At 74.6% G+C, this 14207-nt stretch carries 17 protein-coding genes; 1 reads left to right on the forward strand and 16 read right to left on the reverse strand.

What is annotated here, in order from left to right; translation table 11 throughout:
• The 15 genes from ACFY0X_RS33970 to ACFY0X_RS34040 all read right to left on the reverse strand — a co-directional run.
• Nucleotides 1-718: hypothetical protein (locus ACFY0X_RS33970; protein ID WP_387760366.1), on the reverse strand; the 718-nt coding region annotated here is incomplete at its 3' end.
• 114 nt (nt 719-832) lie between these two features.
• On the reverse strand, nt 833-1612 hold the full coding sequence (locus ACFY0X_RS33975) for a hypothetical protein (RefSeq protein WP_387760367.1): 780 nt from the start codon (nt 1610-1612) through the stop codon (nt 833-835).
• A 92-nt stretch (nt 1613-1704) separates the two neighbouring features.
• On the reverse strand, nt 1705-2091 hold the full coding sequence (locus tag ACFY0X_RS33980) for a hypothetical protein (RefSeq protein WP_387760368.1): 387 nt from the start codon (nt 2089-2091) through the stop codon (nt 1705-1707).
• Complete coding sequence (locus ACFY0X_RS33985) at nt 2088-2531, reverse strand: hypothetical protein (protein WP_387760369.1); 444 nt, start codon at nt 2529-2531, stop codon at nt 2088-2090. The genes ACFY0X_RS33980 and ACFY0X_RS33985 overlap by 4 nt, the downstream gene beginning before the upstream one ends.
• An 82-nt stretch (nt 2532-2613) precedes the next feature.
• Nucleotides 2614-3303: a hypothetical protein gene (locus ACFY0X_RS33990; protein ID WP_387760370.1), complete on the reverse strand. Its 690-nt coding sequence runs from the start codon at nt 3301-3303 to the stop codon at nt 2614-2616.
• A gap of 3 nt (nt 3304-3306) precedes the next feature.
• The gene (locus ACFY0X_RS33995) at nt 3307-3768 is read right to left on the reverse strand and encodes a DUF4326 domain-containing protein (protein ID WP_387760371.1); all 462 of its coding nucleotides are present in this window, start codon (nt 3766-3768) and stop codon (nt 3307-3309) included.
• A gap of 74 nt (nt 3769-3842) precedes the next feature.
• Nucleotides 3843-4700 (reverse strand): AAA family ATPase, encoded by an 858-nt coding sequence (locus ACFY0X_RS34000; protein WP_387760372.1) that lies wholly within the window; start codon nt 4698-4700, stop codon nt 3843-3845.
• A complete protein-coding gene (locus ACFY0X_RS34005; RefSeq protein WP_387760373.1) occupies nt 4697-5791 on the reverse strand; it encodes a DUF6919 domain-containing protein in 1095 nt (364 codons plus the stop codon). The genes ACFY0X_RS34000 and ACFY0X_RS34005 overlap by 4 nt, the downstream gene beginning before the upstream one ends.
• A 132-nt stretch (nt 5792-5923) precedes the next feature.
• The gene (locus ACFY0X_RS34010) at nt 5924-6619 is read right to left on the reverse strand and encodes an NUDIX domain-containing protein (RefSeq protein WP_387760374.1); all 696 of its coding nucleotides are present in this window, start codon (nt 6617-6619) and stop codon (nt 5924-5926) included.
• 79 nt (nt 6620-6698) lie between these two features.
• Nucleotides 6699-7703, reverse strand: a complete 1005-nt coding sequence (locus ACFY0X_RS34015; RefSeq protein ID WP_387760375.1) for a hypothetical protein — start codon at nt 7701-7703, stop codon at nt 6699-6701.
• 273 nt (nt 7704-7976) lie between these two features.
• The gene (locus ACFY0X_RS34020; protein ID WP_387760376.1) at nt 7977-8225 is read right to left on the reverse strand and encodes a hypothetical protein; all 249 of its coding nucleotides are present in this window, start codon (nt 8223-8225) and stop codon (nt 7977-7979) included.
• A 114-nt stretch (nt 8226-8339) separates the two neighbouring features.
• Nucleotides 8340-9341 (reverse strand): DUF4097 family beta strand repeat-containing protein, encoded by a 1002-nt coding sequence (locus ACFY0X_RS34025; protein ID WP_387760377.1) that lies wholly within the window; start codon nt 9339-9341, stop codon nt 8340-8342.
• A 246-nt stretch (nt 9342-9587) separates the two neighbouring features.
• The gene (locus ACFY0X_RS34030) at nt 9588-10142 is read right to left on the reverse strand and encodes a hypothetical protein (protein WP_387760378.1); all 555 of its coding nucleotides are present in this window, start codon (nt 10140-10142) and stop codon (nt 9588-9590) included.
• Nucleotides 10143-10204: 62 nt separating this feature from the next.
• Nucleotides 10205-10939, reverse strand: coding sequence for a hypothetical protein (locus ACFY0X_RS34035; protein WP_387760379.1), 735 nt, complete (start codon nt 10937-10939; stop codon nt 10205-10207).
• Between the two features lie 122 nt (nt 10940-11061).
• Complete coding sequence (locus ACFY0X_RS34040) at nt 11062-11796, reverse strand: hypothetical protein (protein WP_387760380.1); 735 nt, start codon at nt 11794-11796, stop codon at nt 11062-11064.
• Between the two features lie 246 nt (nt 11797-12042).
• On the opposite strand from ACFY0X_RS34040, the gene ACFY0X_RS34045 reads away from it, so the two are divergent.
• A complete protein-coding gene (locus ACFY0X_RS34045) occupies nt 12043-12360 on the forward strand; it encodes a hypothetical protein (protein ID WP_387760381.1) in 318 nt (105 codons plus the stop codon).
• 122 nt (nt 12361-12482) lie between these two features.
• On the opposite strand, the gene ACFY0X_RS34050 is transcribed toward ACFY0X_RS34045, so the two are convergent.
• Complete coding sequence (locus ACFY0X_RS34050; protein WP_387760382.1) at nt 12483-13757, reverse strand: RICIN domain-containing protein; 1275 nt, start codon at nt 13755-13757, stop codon at nt 12483-12485.
• Nucleotides 13758-14207: the final 450 nt, after the last annotated feature.

Genomic DNA, 14207 nt, shown 5'->3' on the forward strand with positions numbered 1-14207 from the left:
CCCCGGCCCCCCCCGCCCCCCCCGCGCCCCCCCCCCCCCCCCCCCCCCCCCCCCCCCCCCCCCCCCCCCCCCCCCCCCCGCCCCCGGCCGGGTTGCCGCGGTCGCAGGTGTCCGGCTCCTGGTGGACCGCGACGCCGTCCTCGTGGATGTAGGTCATCACGAAGCCCTGCCCGGCGCAGCCTCCCTCGCAGTTCCAGGGGTGGGGGCCTTCGGTGTGCCAGGTGCGGTAGGTGGTCCGCAGCCAGGTGCGGGCGGTCTCCCGCTCGGCCGCGCCGATGCCGTCCAGGTGGCGCAGCTCGTTGACGGCCTGGGCACACTGGGCGGCGCTGTGGATGTCGCCCTGGGACTGGAGGGCGACGATGTCCAGGGCCACCGCGTGCAGGAGCAGGTGGGTGCGGTGGTGCTGGTGGGTCAGGGCCGGGTCGGCGCCGGGGGCGCGGCGGGCGTCCTGCCACAGGTGGTACTCGGTGGCGGCCTGGACCATGAGCCGGCCCACCGACGGCAGGTCGGGGTAGGCGTCGCGGACAGCGGCGCAGGCGAGCGCCTCGGTGACGGGTTCGCTCTCCGGGTGGTAGCGGACGATGCCGGGCTCGGCGCCCGGGGCATCGGTGACGACGATGTCGATGGGCTGGCGGGCGGCAGCGAGGGCGCGCACCGAGTAGGCGGTCTGGCGGTCGCCGGTGTCGGGGGTGAGCGGGTTGGTGGCGAAGAGGGTCACGGGGGGCTCCTGGGCGGTCGGATCGGTTGGGGAAGGTGTGCGGCCGCGTCGCGGGGTGCGGGCGGTCGGGTCCTCGGGCCGGTGGGATGGCCGGCCCGAGGGTGGTGCTGGGGTTCACAGGGCCCGTAGGCGGCGGGGGCGTGCCGGCGGCGGGTTGCCCGGGTCGGGCCAGTCGTCGGCCGACAGGCCGTAGGTCGGGGGCTTCCAGGTGGCCGGGGCGTGGCGCCGGTAGACGCCCTCCCACGGGGCCCGGAAGTAGGCGGGGAGGAGGCCGCCGGTGTTGGGGATCGGCGGGGGTGCGGCGGCGTTCTGTTCGCGCAGTTGCTCGGTGACGCGCTCGGCGTGGTCGGCGTGCCGCTTGCAGTACCAGTGCGCGATGGTCCAGCCGGTGCGCGGGTCCAGCTCCAGTACCCGGTGGTGGGAGTCGGCGCCGCAGATCCCGCGCTCGTTGCGGAAGTCGACCGGTGGCACGTAGCCCGCGGGGACGTGCAGGACCGGCGCGGGCGGGCGCCGCAGCGGCACGACCGCCTCGTCGACCACCGGGGCGGCGGTTCGCGGCCGGTACTCGTACGGGCGGATGCGCGGGGCCTCGCAGCCCGGGGCCTGGCTCGGGCCCCAGTCGCCGGCCTCGCGGGGCGGCTCGTAACGGGGCGCGTCGTCGGCGACCAGGCGGTCGTAGCGGGGCTGTCCGACCGCGTCACGGCCCAGCATCTCGGCGGCCCGGTTGAGCACCCGGCCCTCCTCGACGCCGGGGGCGACGAGCAGGGCGTAGGCCACGGCGAGCAGCAGTTCACGCGCCGACGGGGTGGCCCGACGGTCGCGGTAGACGCGGTGGGTGACCTCGGCGTACTTCTGCGCCCGGTCCAGGCGCGGCGGCCCGTCCGCCGCGCTCATTCCCGGGCTTCGACCTGGCGGGCCGTCACCGGGCCGGCGTGCGGGTGCGGGGCCTTCGGGCGCGCTGCGGCCCTCCGGTGCGGTGGACTCGGTCACAGCTCCCTCCCGTCGCAGTCGGCGTAGCCGTCGGTCGTGCGGTGCGGCTCGAAGCACCCGGCGTGCGGGTCCTCCTCCTCGTCGCCGTCCTCGTCCGCACGGTCCTGCGCGGCCCATTCGGCGGTCGCCTCGATGTCGACCTCACCAGTTCCGTGGTAGACGAACACGGCGCCGTCGGGGCCCGTCTCCGTGTACGGCGGCAGGTCGGCGTCGTCGTCCTCGTCACCGGTGCCGTACGTACGGCGGCCGCACGACGGGCACACCCACAGCTGCTCTCCCTCGACGGACAGCGGGAGGGTGGGGGCCGAGCAGTCCGGGCACGCGGGCGGGGTCAGGACGCGGGCCGCGGCCTCGGCGGGGTCAGATGTGCTGGGCGCCGTCATCCCTGCTGCTCCTCGATCAGCCGCGTGACGGCGGCGGCCAGCACGCCGTTCTCGGCGGCTTCGTCCGCCTCCTCCAGGCGCTGCAGGACGTCCACGAGGGTCACCGCCGGGTCGGCCGCGGAGATCTCCCGGAGCGGGCGGTGCAGCACCTCATAGCCGGTGGCGAGGCCAGTGTGGTAGCGGCACAGCCCCTCGGCCTCGTCGCAGGCCGGGCACTCCTCCCAGTCCTGGGAGTGCGGCGCGACCTCGACCGGCACGCGGCTGAAGGGCTGGAGGTCCAGCGCGGCGTGCGGGCGGGCGACGCCGAGTTCACGCTGGGCCCAGGTGTCGGGCAGCTCGCGCAGCTGCAGGGCGAGGGCGGCGGCGACGGCGGGCTGGTGCTCGACCAGGTTCCGCCACAGCGCGTTCGCGCTGGTCAGCGGGTCGGGTGATGACGTCATCATGGTCCTTCCGGACGGTTGGGGCGAAGGGATCGGAGCGGGCTCGGCAGCAGGGTGTGCTCGGGCCCGGCCGGCCGGGCCGTCAGGCGGCCCCGGCCGGGCGGATCTGGGCGGTGTAGGCCAGGCAGCGCCGACACGTCGCCGGTTCACCGGCCGGTTCGTCGGCCAGCTGGAGCGGCCTGGCACGGCCGGGGGTCTCGCACAGGGCGCGGCCGGCGAGGTGGCGCCGGCTGCGCCCCGAGGCGGCCTCGCTGACCGGCACGACGTGCCGCAGGCGTTCGCGGGCGCCGCCGCGCACCCGGGCATGCAGATTCTCCCGTACGGTGACCTTCACCAGGCAGCCGCGCACCGCCGCGGCCCACGCTTCGGCTTCGGCCCGGCGTCGGTCGGCGGTGTGCTGCTCCCGCAGGAGGCGCATCGCCTCCGCCGCCCGGATCCGCTCCTCGGCGGCGGCGCGTTCGGCGAGCTGGCTGCGGGTGACGGGCGGCTCGGGTTCGGTCTGCATGGCGATGTGGAGCAGGTAGAGGGTCGGCCAGTGGCCGATGGAGAACTCCCTGCTGCCGGTGATCGCGGCGGCCCAGTCGCGGTTGTGGAAGTGCCGCGTGGCGTGGATGAACGCCGGGTTGACGAACGGGCCGGCCTCGCGGCGTGCGCGGCCGCGGAGTTCGGCGATCTGCGCGTCGGTGAGCCGGGTCGGCCGGTCGGGGTCCACGGAGCCGGGCGCGCCCGGGCCTTCGGACGCCTCGCGGACGCGGTGGAGGGCGGCTTCCATGGTTCAGGCCTCCAGGAAGTCGGGCTTGGCGCTGCGGTCCACCAGGCTCTCCAGCGGCACCGGGCTGTTCGCCACCTCCAGCAGCCAGTCCCCGTGGCACACCGCGCCGACGCGGCACCAGCACATCAGCGTCCGGCCAGCCAGCCGTTCGCGGATCGTCCGGAGGAACTCGATGTCGTGGGTGTGAAAGTTGCGGAAGCTGGCGACGGCCTCTTCGGCGGTGAGCGGGCCGTGCGGGCGGCGGTCGATCCAGCCTCCGGGCAGGACGGTCCAGCCGCAGGTGGCGCCGACGCGCCACGGGTTGCCCCAGACGCTGCCGCGGCCGACGTAGACGGTGCCCTGGGGGGCGCGCCAGCCCTTGGTGCGCAGGCGCTGGATGCGCGCCGGGACGGCCACGGGCGCGGCCGGGAGGGCGTGGGAGTGGCCGGTGTCTGGGGCGGCCAGGCCGGTCGTGAGGATGCTCAACGGGTCTCCCGGGTGGTCGGGTCGGGCATGGGGGCGGTGCGGCCCGGGGGCGGGCCGCACCGGCGGGGCGGGCTTCAGAAGCAGCCGCCCGGGCAGCTGGCCGCGTAGGGCAGGGAGCCGCGCGCGGCGTCGTAGAGGTCCTTCGCGGAGTAGGCGGACATCCACGCAGGCCCCCCGCAGTCCGGGCAGGCGACCCGCGCCTGGTGGCGGACCTCGGCGGGGTCGTCCAGGTCGACCCACCGGACCGTCAGCTCCCGGCCGCCGACGGCGAAGGCACCGGCGCGGTAGCCGCCCTCGTCCTCACCGTCGTGACAGGTGAACAGCAGGGCCAGGTCGCGGCCGAAGACCCGCTCGATGTGGCGCTCCGGGTTCGCGTCCTCCCGTGCGGCGCTGCGTTCCAGGACGACGTCCAGGATCGGCAGATTGCGGGCGTGGTGCACGGCGGCGAAGCCCTCGGCCAGGAGCCCGGGCAGGGACTGGGTGAGCTCCTCGTGCTGGGCGGTGATGATGTCCGCCGGCACGCGGCGCTCGCGCGCGGTGTTGCGGGCGAGAGCGGTTTCGAGGTCGGCGTCGACGACCAGGGCGACGACGGGCATGCCGTGGCTGCGGCCAGCGGCGATGAGGTCCCGGCGTACCCACGCCTCGGCGTTGACAGCGTCGACCACGGTGGGCGCGCCGTCGCGGCGCTGGGTCCCGAGCCGGTGGTCGAGCTGCTGGTGGAGCATGGCCCATGCCGCGCGGGAGGCGCCCTGGTCGCCGGGGTCGCCCACGAGGACGTCCCGGAGGTGGTCGGCGTTGAGCACGGCGGCCGGCGGGAAGAGCATCCGCGCGAGGGTGCTCTTCCCGGCGCCGGAGATGCCGAGCAGGACGAGGAGGCAGTCCTGCGGCAGGCCGAGGGCGGCGAGGGTGCGGCGGGTCTTGTCGGCGCTCACCGGTCGGCCTCCGTCGTCCCCCGCAGCGGGAAGGCGGTGCCTTCGAGCGGGGCGGCGGCGGCCGCCACGGCGAGGCCCTGGAGGAAGAGGGTGCGGGAGATGCCCGGCTCGATGCTGCGGATCAGTCCGGCCTGGAAGTCGCCCAGAGCGGCCGTCAGGGCCATGGCCTCGCGGGCGGTCCGGTTGTAGGCGTCCAACCGATCGACGGGCGCCGTGGACGGCTCCGTGGTCTCCTGCGGCTGGTGGCGCAGGGACTGCAGGGCCTGAAGGACCTGGTCGAGGTCGAGGCTGGTGCCGGGTTCGGCCAGCAGGCGCAGCGCCTGCTCGACGGTGTCGAGCAGGGCGTCCTCGACGTCGTCGGTGAGTCCCTCCAGGACGTCGTCGTAGAGGTGGGCGCTCGTGCCGTAGGTGACGAGGGCGGTGCGGGGGTCGTCGCGGTGCTGGTGGTGCATCCGTGGGGTCTTTCCGGTGGGAGGGGCGAGGCGGGCCAGCAGCGGCCACAGCCGGTCGTTGCGGCCCCATTCGGGGTCGACGAGGGTGATCTGCCGGGCGCGGGCGGCCTCGCGCAGGGCGTCGGGGCGGCGGCCGGGCAGGAGGTAGTGCATGCCGGACCGGTCCCGGCGGGGTCCGAACTCGGCGTCGGGTTCCCCGTCGCAGAGCGAGACGGTGCTGCCGCCGAAGCCGTAGCGGGGCGAGAAGGCCGGGAAGCCGTAGTCGGTGACGGTCAGTCCGGCGCTGCGGGCCGCGGCGGTCAGGCGCCGGCGCAGGTCGGCGTCGGCGACGAGGACGGTGACGGCCGCGCGGCGGACACGGGTCTGGCCGTCGGGGCCGACGGCGGGTGCGGCGCCGAGCTGGGCGGCGACGGTCAAGAGGCCGGCGCGGTTCGCGGCGGCCAGGACGTCACGGGGGCCCGGGGACGCACCGAAGGGCACGTAGGGCAGCGGGTCGGCGGCCTGGCCCCCGGTGGGCCCGTCCAGCTGGTCGGCCAGGGCGAGGGCCGCGTCGGCGAGGGACGTGCCGCGGCTCTGCCGGGACCGGGCCTCGGAGGATGCGGTGGGTGTGGCAGCGGGCTCGGGTTCGTGGATCGCCATCGACGGGGGTCCTCTCGGTGTGCGGGGTGTCTGAGCTCCAGGGCGCCGGCCGGAGGCGGTGGGGCCGGAGCCGGGACACCGTCTGCTCGGGGACCGGCCGCGGTGGCCGGTCCCCGAGCGGACGGTGTCCCGCTACTGGGCGAGGTGGTCCAGGGCGGCCTGCAGCAGAGGCCGGTGCGCGGCGTAGAGGGTGCGTCCGTCGGCGGCGAGCGCGGCTTCGAGCTGGTCGAGGGAGGCGAACGGCCACCAGCCGGCGTCGCGCGCGTCGTCGGCCCCGACGGCGGGCACCGTGGCGGTCACCTGGATGAGTCCGTAGGCGGACGCGGCCCAGGCCTGGTCGGTGTTGCGCCAGTCCTCGACGACCTGGCGGCCCAGGATGACGACCTGGTGGCCCCTCAGGTCGACGCCGGTCTCCTCCAGCAGCTCGCGAAGCAGGGCGTTCTCAACGGTCTTGTCCGGGTCGTCCTCGGCTGTCCTGTCCGCGTCCTCGATCATGCCGCCGGGCGTCGCGGCGACGCCGATGTCGTCCCGGGTGATCAGCAGGACCTGCCGGTCCGGGGCGGTCCCCGCGACCACGATCGCGTCGGCCGCGGCGTTCTCGCCCCACTTGCCGAGGCGGCGGCCGGTCGTGCCGGTGCGGCCGGCGGGGTTGAGCGGCCAGCCGCGCGCGTCCAGGGCGAACCACACCATCGCGGCGGCCTGGCGCGCGGGCCAGTCGGTCACGGCGTCCGGGGTCGGCGCGCCTTCGGCCCAGTCGGGGACCTTCGTCTCCAGGGCCTGCGGCAGCAGCTCCGGCGACGTGACGTCGGTGGGCGTGTAGGGGTCCACGGAGGATTCCTCCTGGTCGTGTGGTGAGCCCCGGGGCACGGTGCCCCGGGGCCGGGGCCGAGGCGGGGCTGGCTGGGGGTCAGGACTCCTGGGGGGCGGTCCTGGAGGCGTTGTACTGGGCGATCCACGCGCTCGGGTCGAGGTTCAGGGCCGCGGCGGTCTCGAAGGCGGCCTCGGTGAACTCACCCCTGTCGAGCTCGTCGCTGATCGCGGCGGCGAGCTCGTGCGCGCGGCGGGGGTCGATCTTCTCCAGCGCCCGCAGGGCCCGTACGGCCACGTGGGAGGAGCCGGCCACCGCGAGGACCGCGTCCGCCAGCGCATCGTCACCGGCGTAGCGGGCGTCCTTGATCGCCTCGTCGGCGACGACCATCCGACGGAGCATCTCCCAGCGGATGCTGGAGAACTCGTCGTCGCCGTTGGGCAGCGGCAGCTCCTCCACGGGGCGACCGTCGGCCGCCGCGGAGGCCTGGGCGAGGGGCGCCTGCCACTCCCGCTTCACCGGCGCCTGCACACCGATGAAGTTCTCCCCCAGCACGAGGAGGCTGCTGTCGTGCTCGGACACGCCGAGCCACACGTAGCCGCCGACGCCCTTCCAGCGGCGCAGGATCGCGGTGTCGAGGGCGATCGGCGCGGGCGCGGGGCCGGTGGAGGGCTCCACGCGGGCGGCGATGAACGGCCGCCAGCCGCCGCGCAGGGGGAACTTGGCCGCGCTGACCGGCACGTGCAGGCTGCTGGTGAGGGTGGAGGCGTCCAGGCGGTCGGGGGCGACGATCAGGCGCACGTCCTCGTCGTAGCCGCGGGTGCGGGCCCAAGCGGCGAGGCTGTCCGCGTCGTCGCCCTGGAGGGTGGTGCTCCACGGCTCGCCCCCCGCACTCGTCTCCTCGCTGTCCGGGGTGCGGAGCGTGGCGCTGGCGACAGCCAGGGTGTAGCGGGATGTGGTGACGGCGTGCAGGCGGACCGGGTCGGCGTCGAGCAGCGTGACCGAACCGTCCTGCCAGGTGTCGGGCTTGGAGCGGTGGGGGGCGGTCTGGTTGAGGATCCGGGCCAGCTCGGCGGCCCGCACGGTGGTGGTGGTGATGGTCATGGCGTCCTTCGGCGGGGTGTTGGCGGGGGCGGCCTGCCGGTCGGCGCGGCCGCGGTGAGGTGCGAGGAGTGTGGGGTGGTGCGGGGTCCGCTCGCTCGCCGGGCAGCGGGCTGGCTGGTCGGCGCGGCCGGGGCGGGGAGGGCGGTGGCTGGACCGGCGGTGCGGTCGACGGCCGTTGCGCGGGGCACCGTGAGGGGTTCGCTGCCGGAGGCCTGGTCGGGGTGACGGTGTGGTGCCCGCCGGGCGGGCACCACACTGGGTTTCGGCGGTGGGTCAGCCGGCGATGTCGCCGTCGGCCGGGTCGGCCCAGCGCTTCAGGTTGCGGCGCAGGTGTTCGCGGCTCACGTCCATGGTGGCCGCGATCTCGGCCTGGGTGCTGGCGTCGATCTCGGCGCGCACCGCACGCCAGAACTTCCGTTGGGCTGCGCCGATCTCCAGGTCCAGCTGCTCGGCTGCGGCGTCCAGGCGTCCCTTCGGGGTGTCGGGGTGAGTGCTGCGGGCGGGGTCGTCGGGGGTGGTCATTGCTTCTCCGGATCAGTCGGGGACCATGGTGGTGGGTCCCGGCCGTCTGGATCGGGTCCTGTGCCTCGGGGCGGCCGCGTGGCCGGCCAGCTCAGTCGGCCGCCCCGAGGTGGTTCAGATGCGGTGCTGGACGTCGCCGGTGCGGGAGTTCGCGGTGAGTCGTAGGTGGGGGAGCCGGGCGAGTCCCCGGGTGTGGATGTGGCCCGAGACGGTGTTCAGGGTGACGGTCGCGGGGCGGTTCACCCCGTCCGGGGTGCGGACCTTGATGTCACCGCTGGTGCTGGTCGCGGTGAGCTCGCCGCCCCCGAAGCGGCGGATCTTGATGTCGCCGGTGTCGGTGTTCAGGACCGCGCTGTCGCGGGTGTTTCCGAGGCTGATGTCGCCGGTAATGGTGCTGACCTTCGCGATGCCGATGTCCGCCCGGGCGGCGGACAGCGCCCCGTCCGCGAGGACGGCCTCGACCCGGCGCAGTTCGCCGTCGAGCGTGAGGGAGGCCTCGCCGCTGCTGCTGAAGACGACGTCGCTGCCGGGCGGCAGCTGGATGTCGACGCGGACGGTACCGGGAGCGCTGTCGACCCGGGTGCCTTCCGGGACGGCGACCACGCCGTTGCGGACGATGACCACGCCGTTGACGGAGAGGGTGCCGTCGTCCATCTGCACCTTCCCGAGGCCGCTCTGCGAGAAGACCGCGCCCTCGACGCCGCCGAGCATCTGGAAGCTGTCCGTGCCGTTCTGGGTGAAGACGATGTCCCGCACTCCGGCGGCCCTGCGCACGGTGGTCCTGCCGGCCTGCACGACGGTGGCGCCCTGGATGAGGCCACCTCCGAGGTTGCCCCGGAAGTAGTTGTGGACGGTCGTACCGGTGTGCGGGGCCGCGAAGTGCGCCTCGCCGGCGCCGGTGTTCGGGATCCGCACCTTCAGGGTCCGGCCGTGCTCCAGGAATCTCGTGCCGGTCACGACGTCGGCGAAGGCGCCGTGGTCGTCCGCGGTGTGCACGGTGACGGTGGCGCGCTCGACGTCGGGGCTGGTGGCGACGGTGACCGTGCCCGTCAGGACCTCGATCTCGACGCGGAGCGGACCGGGGGTCCGGGCGGTGTGCTGGTTCTCGGTGGTCATGGGTACCTCTCGGCTCTGCCCCGGCAGGCCTGGGGCTCGGCGCCTGAGGGCAGGCGGCGGGGTCGCGGCGCGGTGGGCGCCGGTAGCGAGGGGCGGGCCGCGGACGAGGTGGTCCGGGCCTGACACCCCCCACTATGCCACTGAAATGGTGGCCACACAAGCATTGGCCACCATTTCGGTGGCATAGGTTGCTGTCATCGGCGGTCCGGGCCGGTGCCCCGGCCCTTGGGACGGCCCGGCGGGGCGTCAGAACCGGACGCCCCCGGCCAGGCGGCTGGCGTAGGTGTAGCGGAGCCAGGACAGGGCCTCTCCCCCGTCGGCGGGGACCAGGCCGGCCAGGGCGCGCAGCCGGTTGGCCGCCTCCACCGCGTCGGCCGACGCGGGGTCCGCGCCATCGCGCAGCGACGCGACGTCCAGCGCCACCGCGTGGGCCAGCAGGTAGGCGTGCTCCATCCGCGCCGCAGCCAGGTCGCCGCCGGTGTCCCCGGGCGCCGTGCCGCTCCCGGCCGCGGCGGCCTGCCACAGATGGAAGGCCTCCTGCGAACGCCGTAGCAGCGGCGGGAGCCGGAGGGGTTCGCCGTAGGCGGCGAGCACGGCGGCGTCGCCGGCGGCGAGCGGGCGAACCCGGACGCCGGTGACGGCGGGGTGGTAGCTGGCCGCCGTGCCGTCGGGCAGGACCAGGTCCAGGCGGAACCCGGCCTGGGCCAGGAGGAAGAGCGTCTCCCGGACCTGGTCCGGCGGGGTCTCGACGGTGACGGGCCGGGCGATGACGGCCTCGACGGGATTCGGGTAGGTGGTCACTGGGCCTCCGGTGAAGGTGGGACGCGGGAAGTTCCGCGGCAAGGTGCCGGCCGGGGCGGTTCCTATCGGGCGCGCAGCCGGTCGGCGTGGTCCTGGTAGATCTGGGCCAGGCGGGGGTGGGTGGTGCCGGCGGCGGCCTCCTGGTAGGCGCGCACGCGGGCGCGCCGGTCCGTGATGAGGGTGTGGTCGGGCGCCGGGTGGACGGTGTAGGCCGCGGGCTCGCTGAACGGGTCGAACGGGTCGAGCGGCTCGGGGGCGTACGGGGCGGGCTCGACGGGCGGCCGCGGGTAGCGGGGGGCGACGCGGCGGGCGGCGAGGGAGCGCAGCATCGCCGCGGCCAGGACGCGGCCCGGCTCGGCCTCGCGTTCCCAGGCGGTGATGGTCATGCCGGGCTCGGGGAGGTGCTGGGTGATGACGGTCAGGACGTCGTAGCGCAGGCGCAGGTCCGGGGTGTGGTGCTCGACGGCGGCGAGGATGCCGTGGCCGGGCCGGCCGGTGTCCTGGCCGTAGGGGTGGGTGTCGAGCCAGTCGGCGGCGCGCTCCAGGGCGTCGGCCAGGGCGTCGAGGTCGGCGGCGGGCGCGGGGGCGATCCGGCGGTGGGCGGCGGCCACGTCCCGCAGCTCGGCCCCGGTGGGGCGGTGCGGGCTGCGGGCGCCGTGGTCGTTCAGCGCTTCGATGCTCTGGCGGGTCAGTTCCCGCAGCAGCTGCGCGCTGCCGAGCGCGGCGCGGGTGAGCTCGGCGGGGAGCGAGGTGTTCTGGGAGCGCTCCAGGATCCCGGCGACGATGTGCGGGTGCATCAGGTTCTCCTCGTGGCACGGCGGCCGGTCCGGCCGCGCGCCCGTCCGTGGGGCGGGCGGGGTTCGGGTCCGGCCGGGCCGGCGGGGGGTGCGGGCCCCCGTCGGCCCGGCCGGCGATGGGCCTAGGCCAGGCGGTTGGCCGGGCGGACGGTGATGTACGGCTCGGCGGCGGGCTCCGGGTCGGCGACCACCCGGGCCAGGGCCGTGTCCGCCGACCCGGGCTGTCCGCCGGCCAGGGGCTCCAGGACGGCGAGCACGTCGGCGCCGGTCAGGACGGTGGTGTCCTCGCCGCCGGCGCTCACCGTGAACCGCTCCTCCCACGGCACGGCGGTGCGCACCCCGTCCTGCGACCGGACCGGCCGGTAGCGCAGGACCGCGCCGAACGGCAGGCCGAGGCTGGCCGACCCGTCCGGGGCCCCGGACCACTGGGCGTGCTCGCACAGCGGCCCGTCGGCGCCCAGGATGGCGGCGGAGTTGATCCGCGCCTCGTAGGCGGCGCCCGCGCGGGCGGCCGCCTCGATGTCCCGCATCGTCAGCTGCGCCCCGCCCTGCGCCTCCTCGGCGGCCGCCGCCGGCGGCGGGGTGTGCGGTGCGTCGAGGAGCGGGTGGCGGTCGAGGGCGGACCGGCGCAGGGGCGCCAGGGCGGTGTCCAGGATCTCCTGGACGACCACGGCGGCGCCGATCGCGGCCAGTGCCGTCGCCGTGATCCGCTCGTCGGCGGGGCGCCGGCCGCGCAGGGCGCGGTGCACGGCGAGAGCGGCGGCGGCCGCACCGGCGGCGGTGGCGAGGTTCTGGGCGGCGCCGAGGGCGGCGAGCCGGGCGCGCTCGGTGGCGGCCGGCAGGTGGTTCACGGTCATGGGCGGGGTGCTCCCGGGGGTCGCGGGCCACCACGTCGGCGGCCGGTGACCCCAGTGGAGCCTGTGAACCTTGGTGGAACCCTTGGTGGAGGACCCGCCGCCGATACCGGTTCGGACACGGCGCCCACCAATGCTTTGACCTGCGGTTTCACTACAGCGCACCAACCTTGGTGACGGGTTGGACAGCGCCTGGGGGAGCCACCAAAGGTTGCTCCCGGCCCTGCGGCGCTGCGCCGGGAGCACGTCGTGGGGCAGGTCGTGGGGCAGGTCGTCCGGCGAGTCGGGCAGACCCACCAGGGCCGTGTCCCACCCGGTGAAGTGTTCGCCCTTGTCGTCCACGTAGACGACGGCGCCGGGTTTGGTGTTGCCCACGAGGATGACGTGCTCGGTTTCCCAGTAGTTGATCTCCTCGCCCGGCCGCACGACGACCTTGCGGTCCAGATGGTCCCTCAGGTACTGGGCGACGGTCTCGTGGTGCTCGCTTCCCCGCGCGGTGATCTTATGGGGGCTTTTCAGTTCTGTCCGTTGTCCGCCGTGCAGGTGCTGTGCGACATCCCGCCCTGACCCTCCCCGGCACACCACGGCGCCCTTGCCCTTATCAGGGCAAGGGCGCCGCCTATGCGTACGCGCATGGTTCAGGCGCCTACGGCGCCGTCAGGTTTTGGTCACTCCGGGATCATCCGGGATCAGGGGTTGGCCTGCCGGACCCACTTCTGGCTGTTGCCGCCGTTGCAGGTCTGCTGGACGAGCAGGCTGCCGCTGCCGGTCGCGCCGCCTGCGACATCGATGCACAGGCCCGAGTTCGCGGCGCGAAGGGTGCCGTCGGGGTAGAGCCGCCACTGCTGGTTGGTGTTATGGGAGCCGCATCCCCAGACGGTCACCTTGCCGCCCGGAGTGCTCTCGCCGTTGTTGTCCAGGCACACGTCGTAGCCGTGGGGGTCCGTCGCTCCCAAGCGCAGGAAGCCCTGGATCACGCCCTGGGGGCTGAGGGGGGTGGTGGGCACCGGGGAGGTGGACACGCTCGGCGAATCGGGCAGGAACTTCCAGATCTGCTTTCCGGTGCCGTCACAGGCCACGATGTTCGTCTGCGCGCCCCAGGGGTCCTGGCTGGGCGAGTTCAGGCAGAGACCGGAGGCCGAGCCCTTGATGGGGCTGGTACTGATGAAGCCGCGCACGACGTGCTGGCCCGACCCCGAGGGCGTGCTGGCGAAATTGGACTGCCCCGCGCAGCTGCCGTACTCGTAGACGTTGTTGACCACGCCGGACAGGCCACCCGCGTCCGTGCTGCTGGGGCCGCCGAAGTAAGCGTCGGACACCGTGTTCTGAGCACAGGTGCTGGCGGCGTTGTAGTAGACGTACTCGACGAACCCGCTGCCCGAGGAGGTGAGCAGACCGCTCGGCACCGTCCAGCTGCCGATGTGGGCCACGAGCTGCTGGGGGTTGGCGGAGTCGTAAACGTCGCCGGTCCAGGTGTCGGTGGTGGACGTGTTCGCGGTCCGCCTCACCGTGAGGTTGTAGGTGTGGCCGTATACGGCGTTGAAGAGGACGGAGCACGACTGGCCGCCGCCGCCGTCGGCGCCCGGTCGGCAGTTGGGGTCGTCGCTGGAGGTGTCTCCGGGGGTGCCGGCGCCGCCGGAGGCGAACACCGAGAAGATGGCACGGAACTGCTGGGTGTTGCCGCTGGTCGGCTGGGGCTGCAGGCCCGTATAGCCGGTCTTGCCGTTGGCGACGCCGAACTGCTGGGCGTAGTAGAGGCCGGTCTGCTCGCTCGCCGGGTTGATCGCCATCGGGAAGGTGATGTTGGTCAGATGCCCTGAGGGAGCATTCGGGACCGACCAGCCGAGGGATACGTTGCCGCCGAGGCCGAAGTCGACAGCCGACGCCGGCGTCGGGGCGAGCAGCAAGAGCGCCGCGGCCGCCACTGCAGCGCCGCAGCGCCGCAGTGTCGAGGGGAGGGACATGCGAGTTCCTTCCTGCCGCCCGTGCGCGAGAGGCCATCAGCGGCATGACTGGAGGTGCTGGTGCCAACTGGCGGGAGAAGCGCTTCGGGCGGAGCGATGACGCGAGCCGGAGCTTCCAAGGCCGTACACGCCCTACCACGATGCGATGCACACAGTACCCACAAAGTCACCATCAGTGAGGGGCCGTTTTTTCAAATCAGCCACCTCCCATCCTTAAATGACGGAAATGCCCACTATGACCGCCATCAAGGAGAGAGATGCGATAAGGCGGGCAACCGCGACACCCGAACGGCCTGACGGCCGGGGCCGGTTCGGGGCGGCCGGTGGTCGGCCGGTCGGGACTCGCCGCTTCCCTGATATCGGTCGGCCGGGGCGAGCGTGCCGACGCTATGGTCTGACCGCGTCGAAAGATGTGTGATTGGCAACGGGCGAGGAGACTGCGGTGCGGCG

Origin of the sequence: Kitasatospora sp. NPDC001547 (assembly GCF_042894165.1) — a bacterium.
Taxonomy (GTDB): Bacteria; Actinomycetota; Actinomycetes; order Streptomycetales; family Streptomycetaceae; genus Kitasatospora.

What these genes read in the sequence shown, in the direction of transcription:
- ACFY0X_RS33975 (WP_387760367.1), bottom strand. Translation starts at nt 1,612, where the DNA reads ATGAGCGCGGCGGACGGGCCGCCGCGCCTGGACCGGGCGCAGAAGTAC.
- ACFY0X_RS33980 (WP_387760368.1), bottom strand. Translation starts at nt 2,091, where the DNA reads ATGACGGCGCCCAGCACATCTGACCCCGCCGAGGCCGCGGCCCGCGTC.
- ACFY0X_RS33985 (WP_387760369.1), bottom strand. Translation starts at nt 2,531, where the DNA reads ATGACGTCATCACCCGACCCGCTGACCAGCGCGAACGCGCTGTGGCGG.
- ACFY0X_RS33990 (WP_387760370.1), bottom strand. Translation starts at nt 3,303, where the DNA reads ATGGAAGCCGCCCTCCACCGCGTCCGCGAGGCGTCCGAAGGCCCGGGC.
- ACFY0X_RS34005 (WP_387760373.1), bottom strand. Translation starts at nt 5,791, where the DNA reads ATGGCGATCCACGAACCCGAGCCCGCTGCCACACCCACCGCATCCTCC.
- ACFY0X_RS34015 (WP_387760375.1), bottom strand. Translation starts at nt 7,703, where the DNA reads ATGACCATCACCACCACCACCGTGCGGGCCGCCGAGCTGGCCCGGATC.
- ACFY0X_RS34020 (WP_387760376.1), bottom strand. Translation starts at nt 8,225, where the DNA reads ATGACCACCCCCGACGACCCCGCCCGCAGCACTCACCCCGACACCCCG.
- ACFY0X_RS34025 (WP_387760377.1), bottom strand. Translation starts at nt 9,341, where the DNA reads ATGACCACCGAGAACCAGCACACCGCCCGGACCCCCGGTCCGCTCCGC.
- ACFY0X_RS34035 (WP_387760379.1), bottom strand. Translation starts at nt 10,939, where the DNA reads ATGCACCCGCACATCGTCGCCGGGATCCTGGAGCGCTCCCAGAACACC.
- ACFY0X_RS34040 (WP_387760380.1), bottom strand. Translation starts at nt 11,796, where the DNA reads ATGACCGTGAACCACCTGCCGGCCGCCACCGAGCGCGCCCGGCTCGCC.
- ACFY0X_RS34050 (WP_387760382.1), bottom strand. Translation starts at nt 13,757, where the DNA reads ATGTCCCTCCCCTCGACACTGCGGCGCTGCGGCGCTGCAGTGGCGGCC.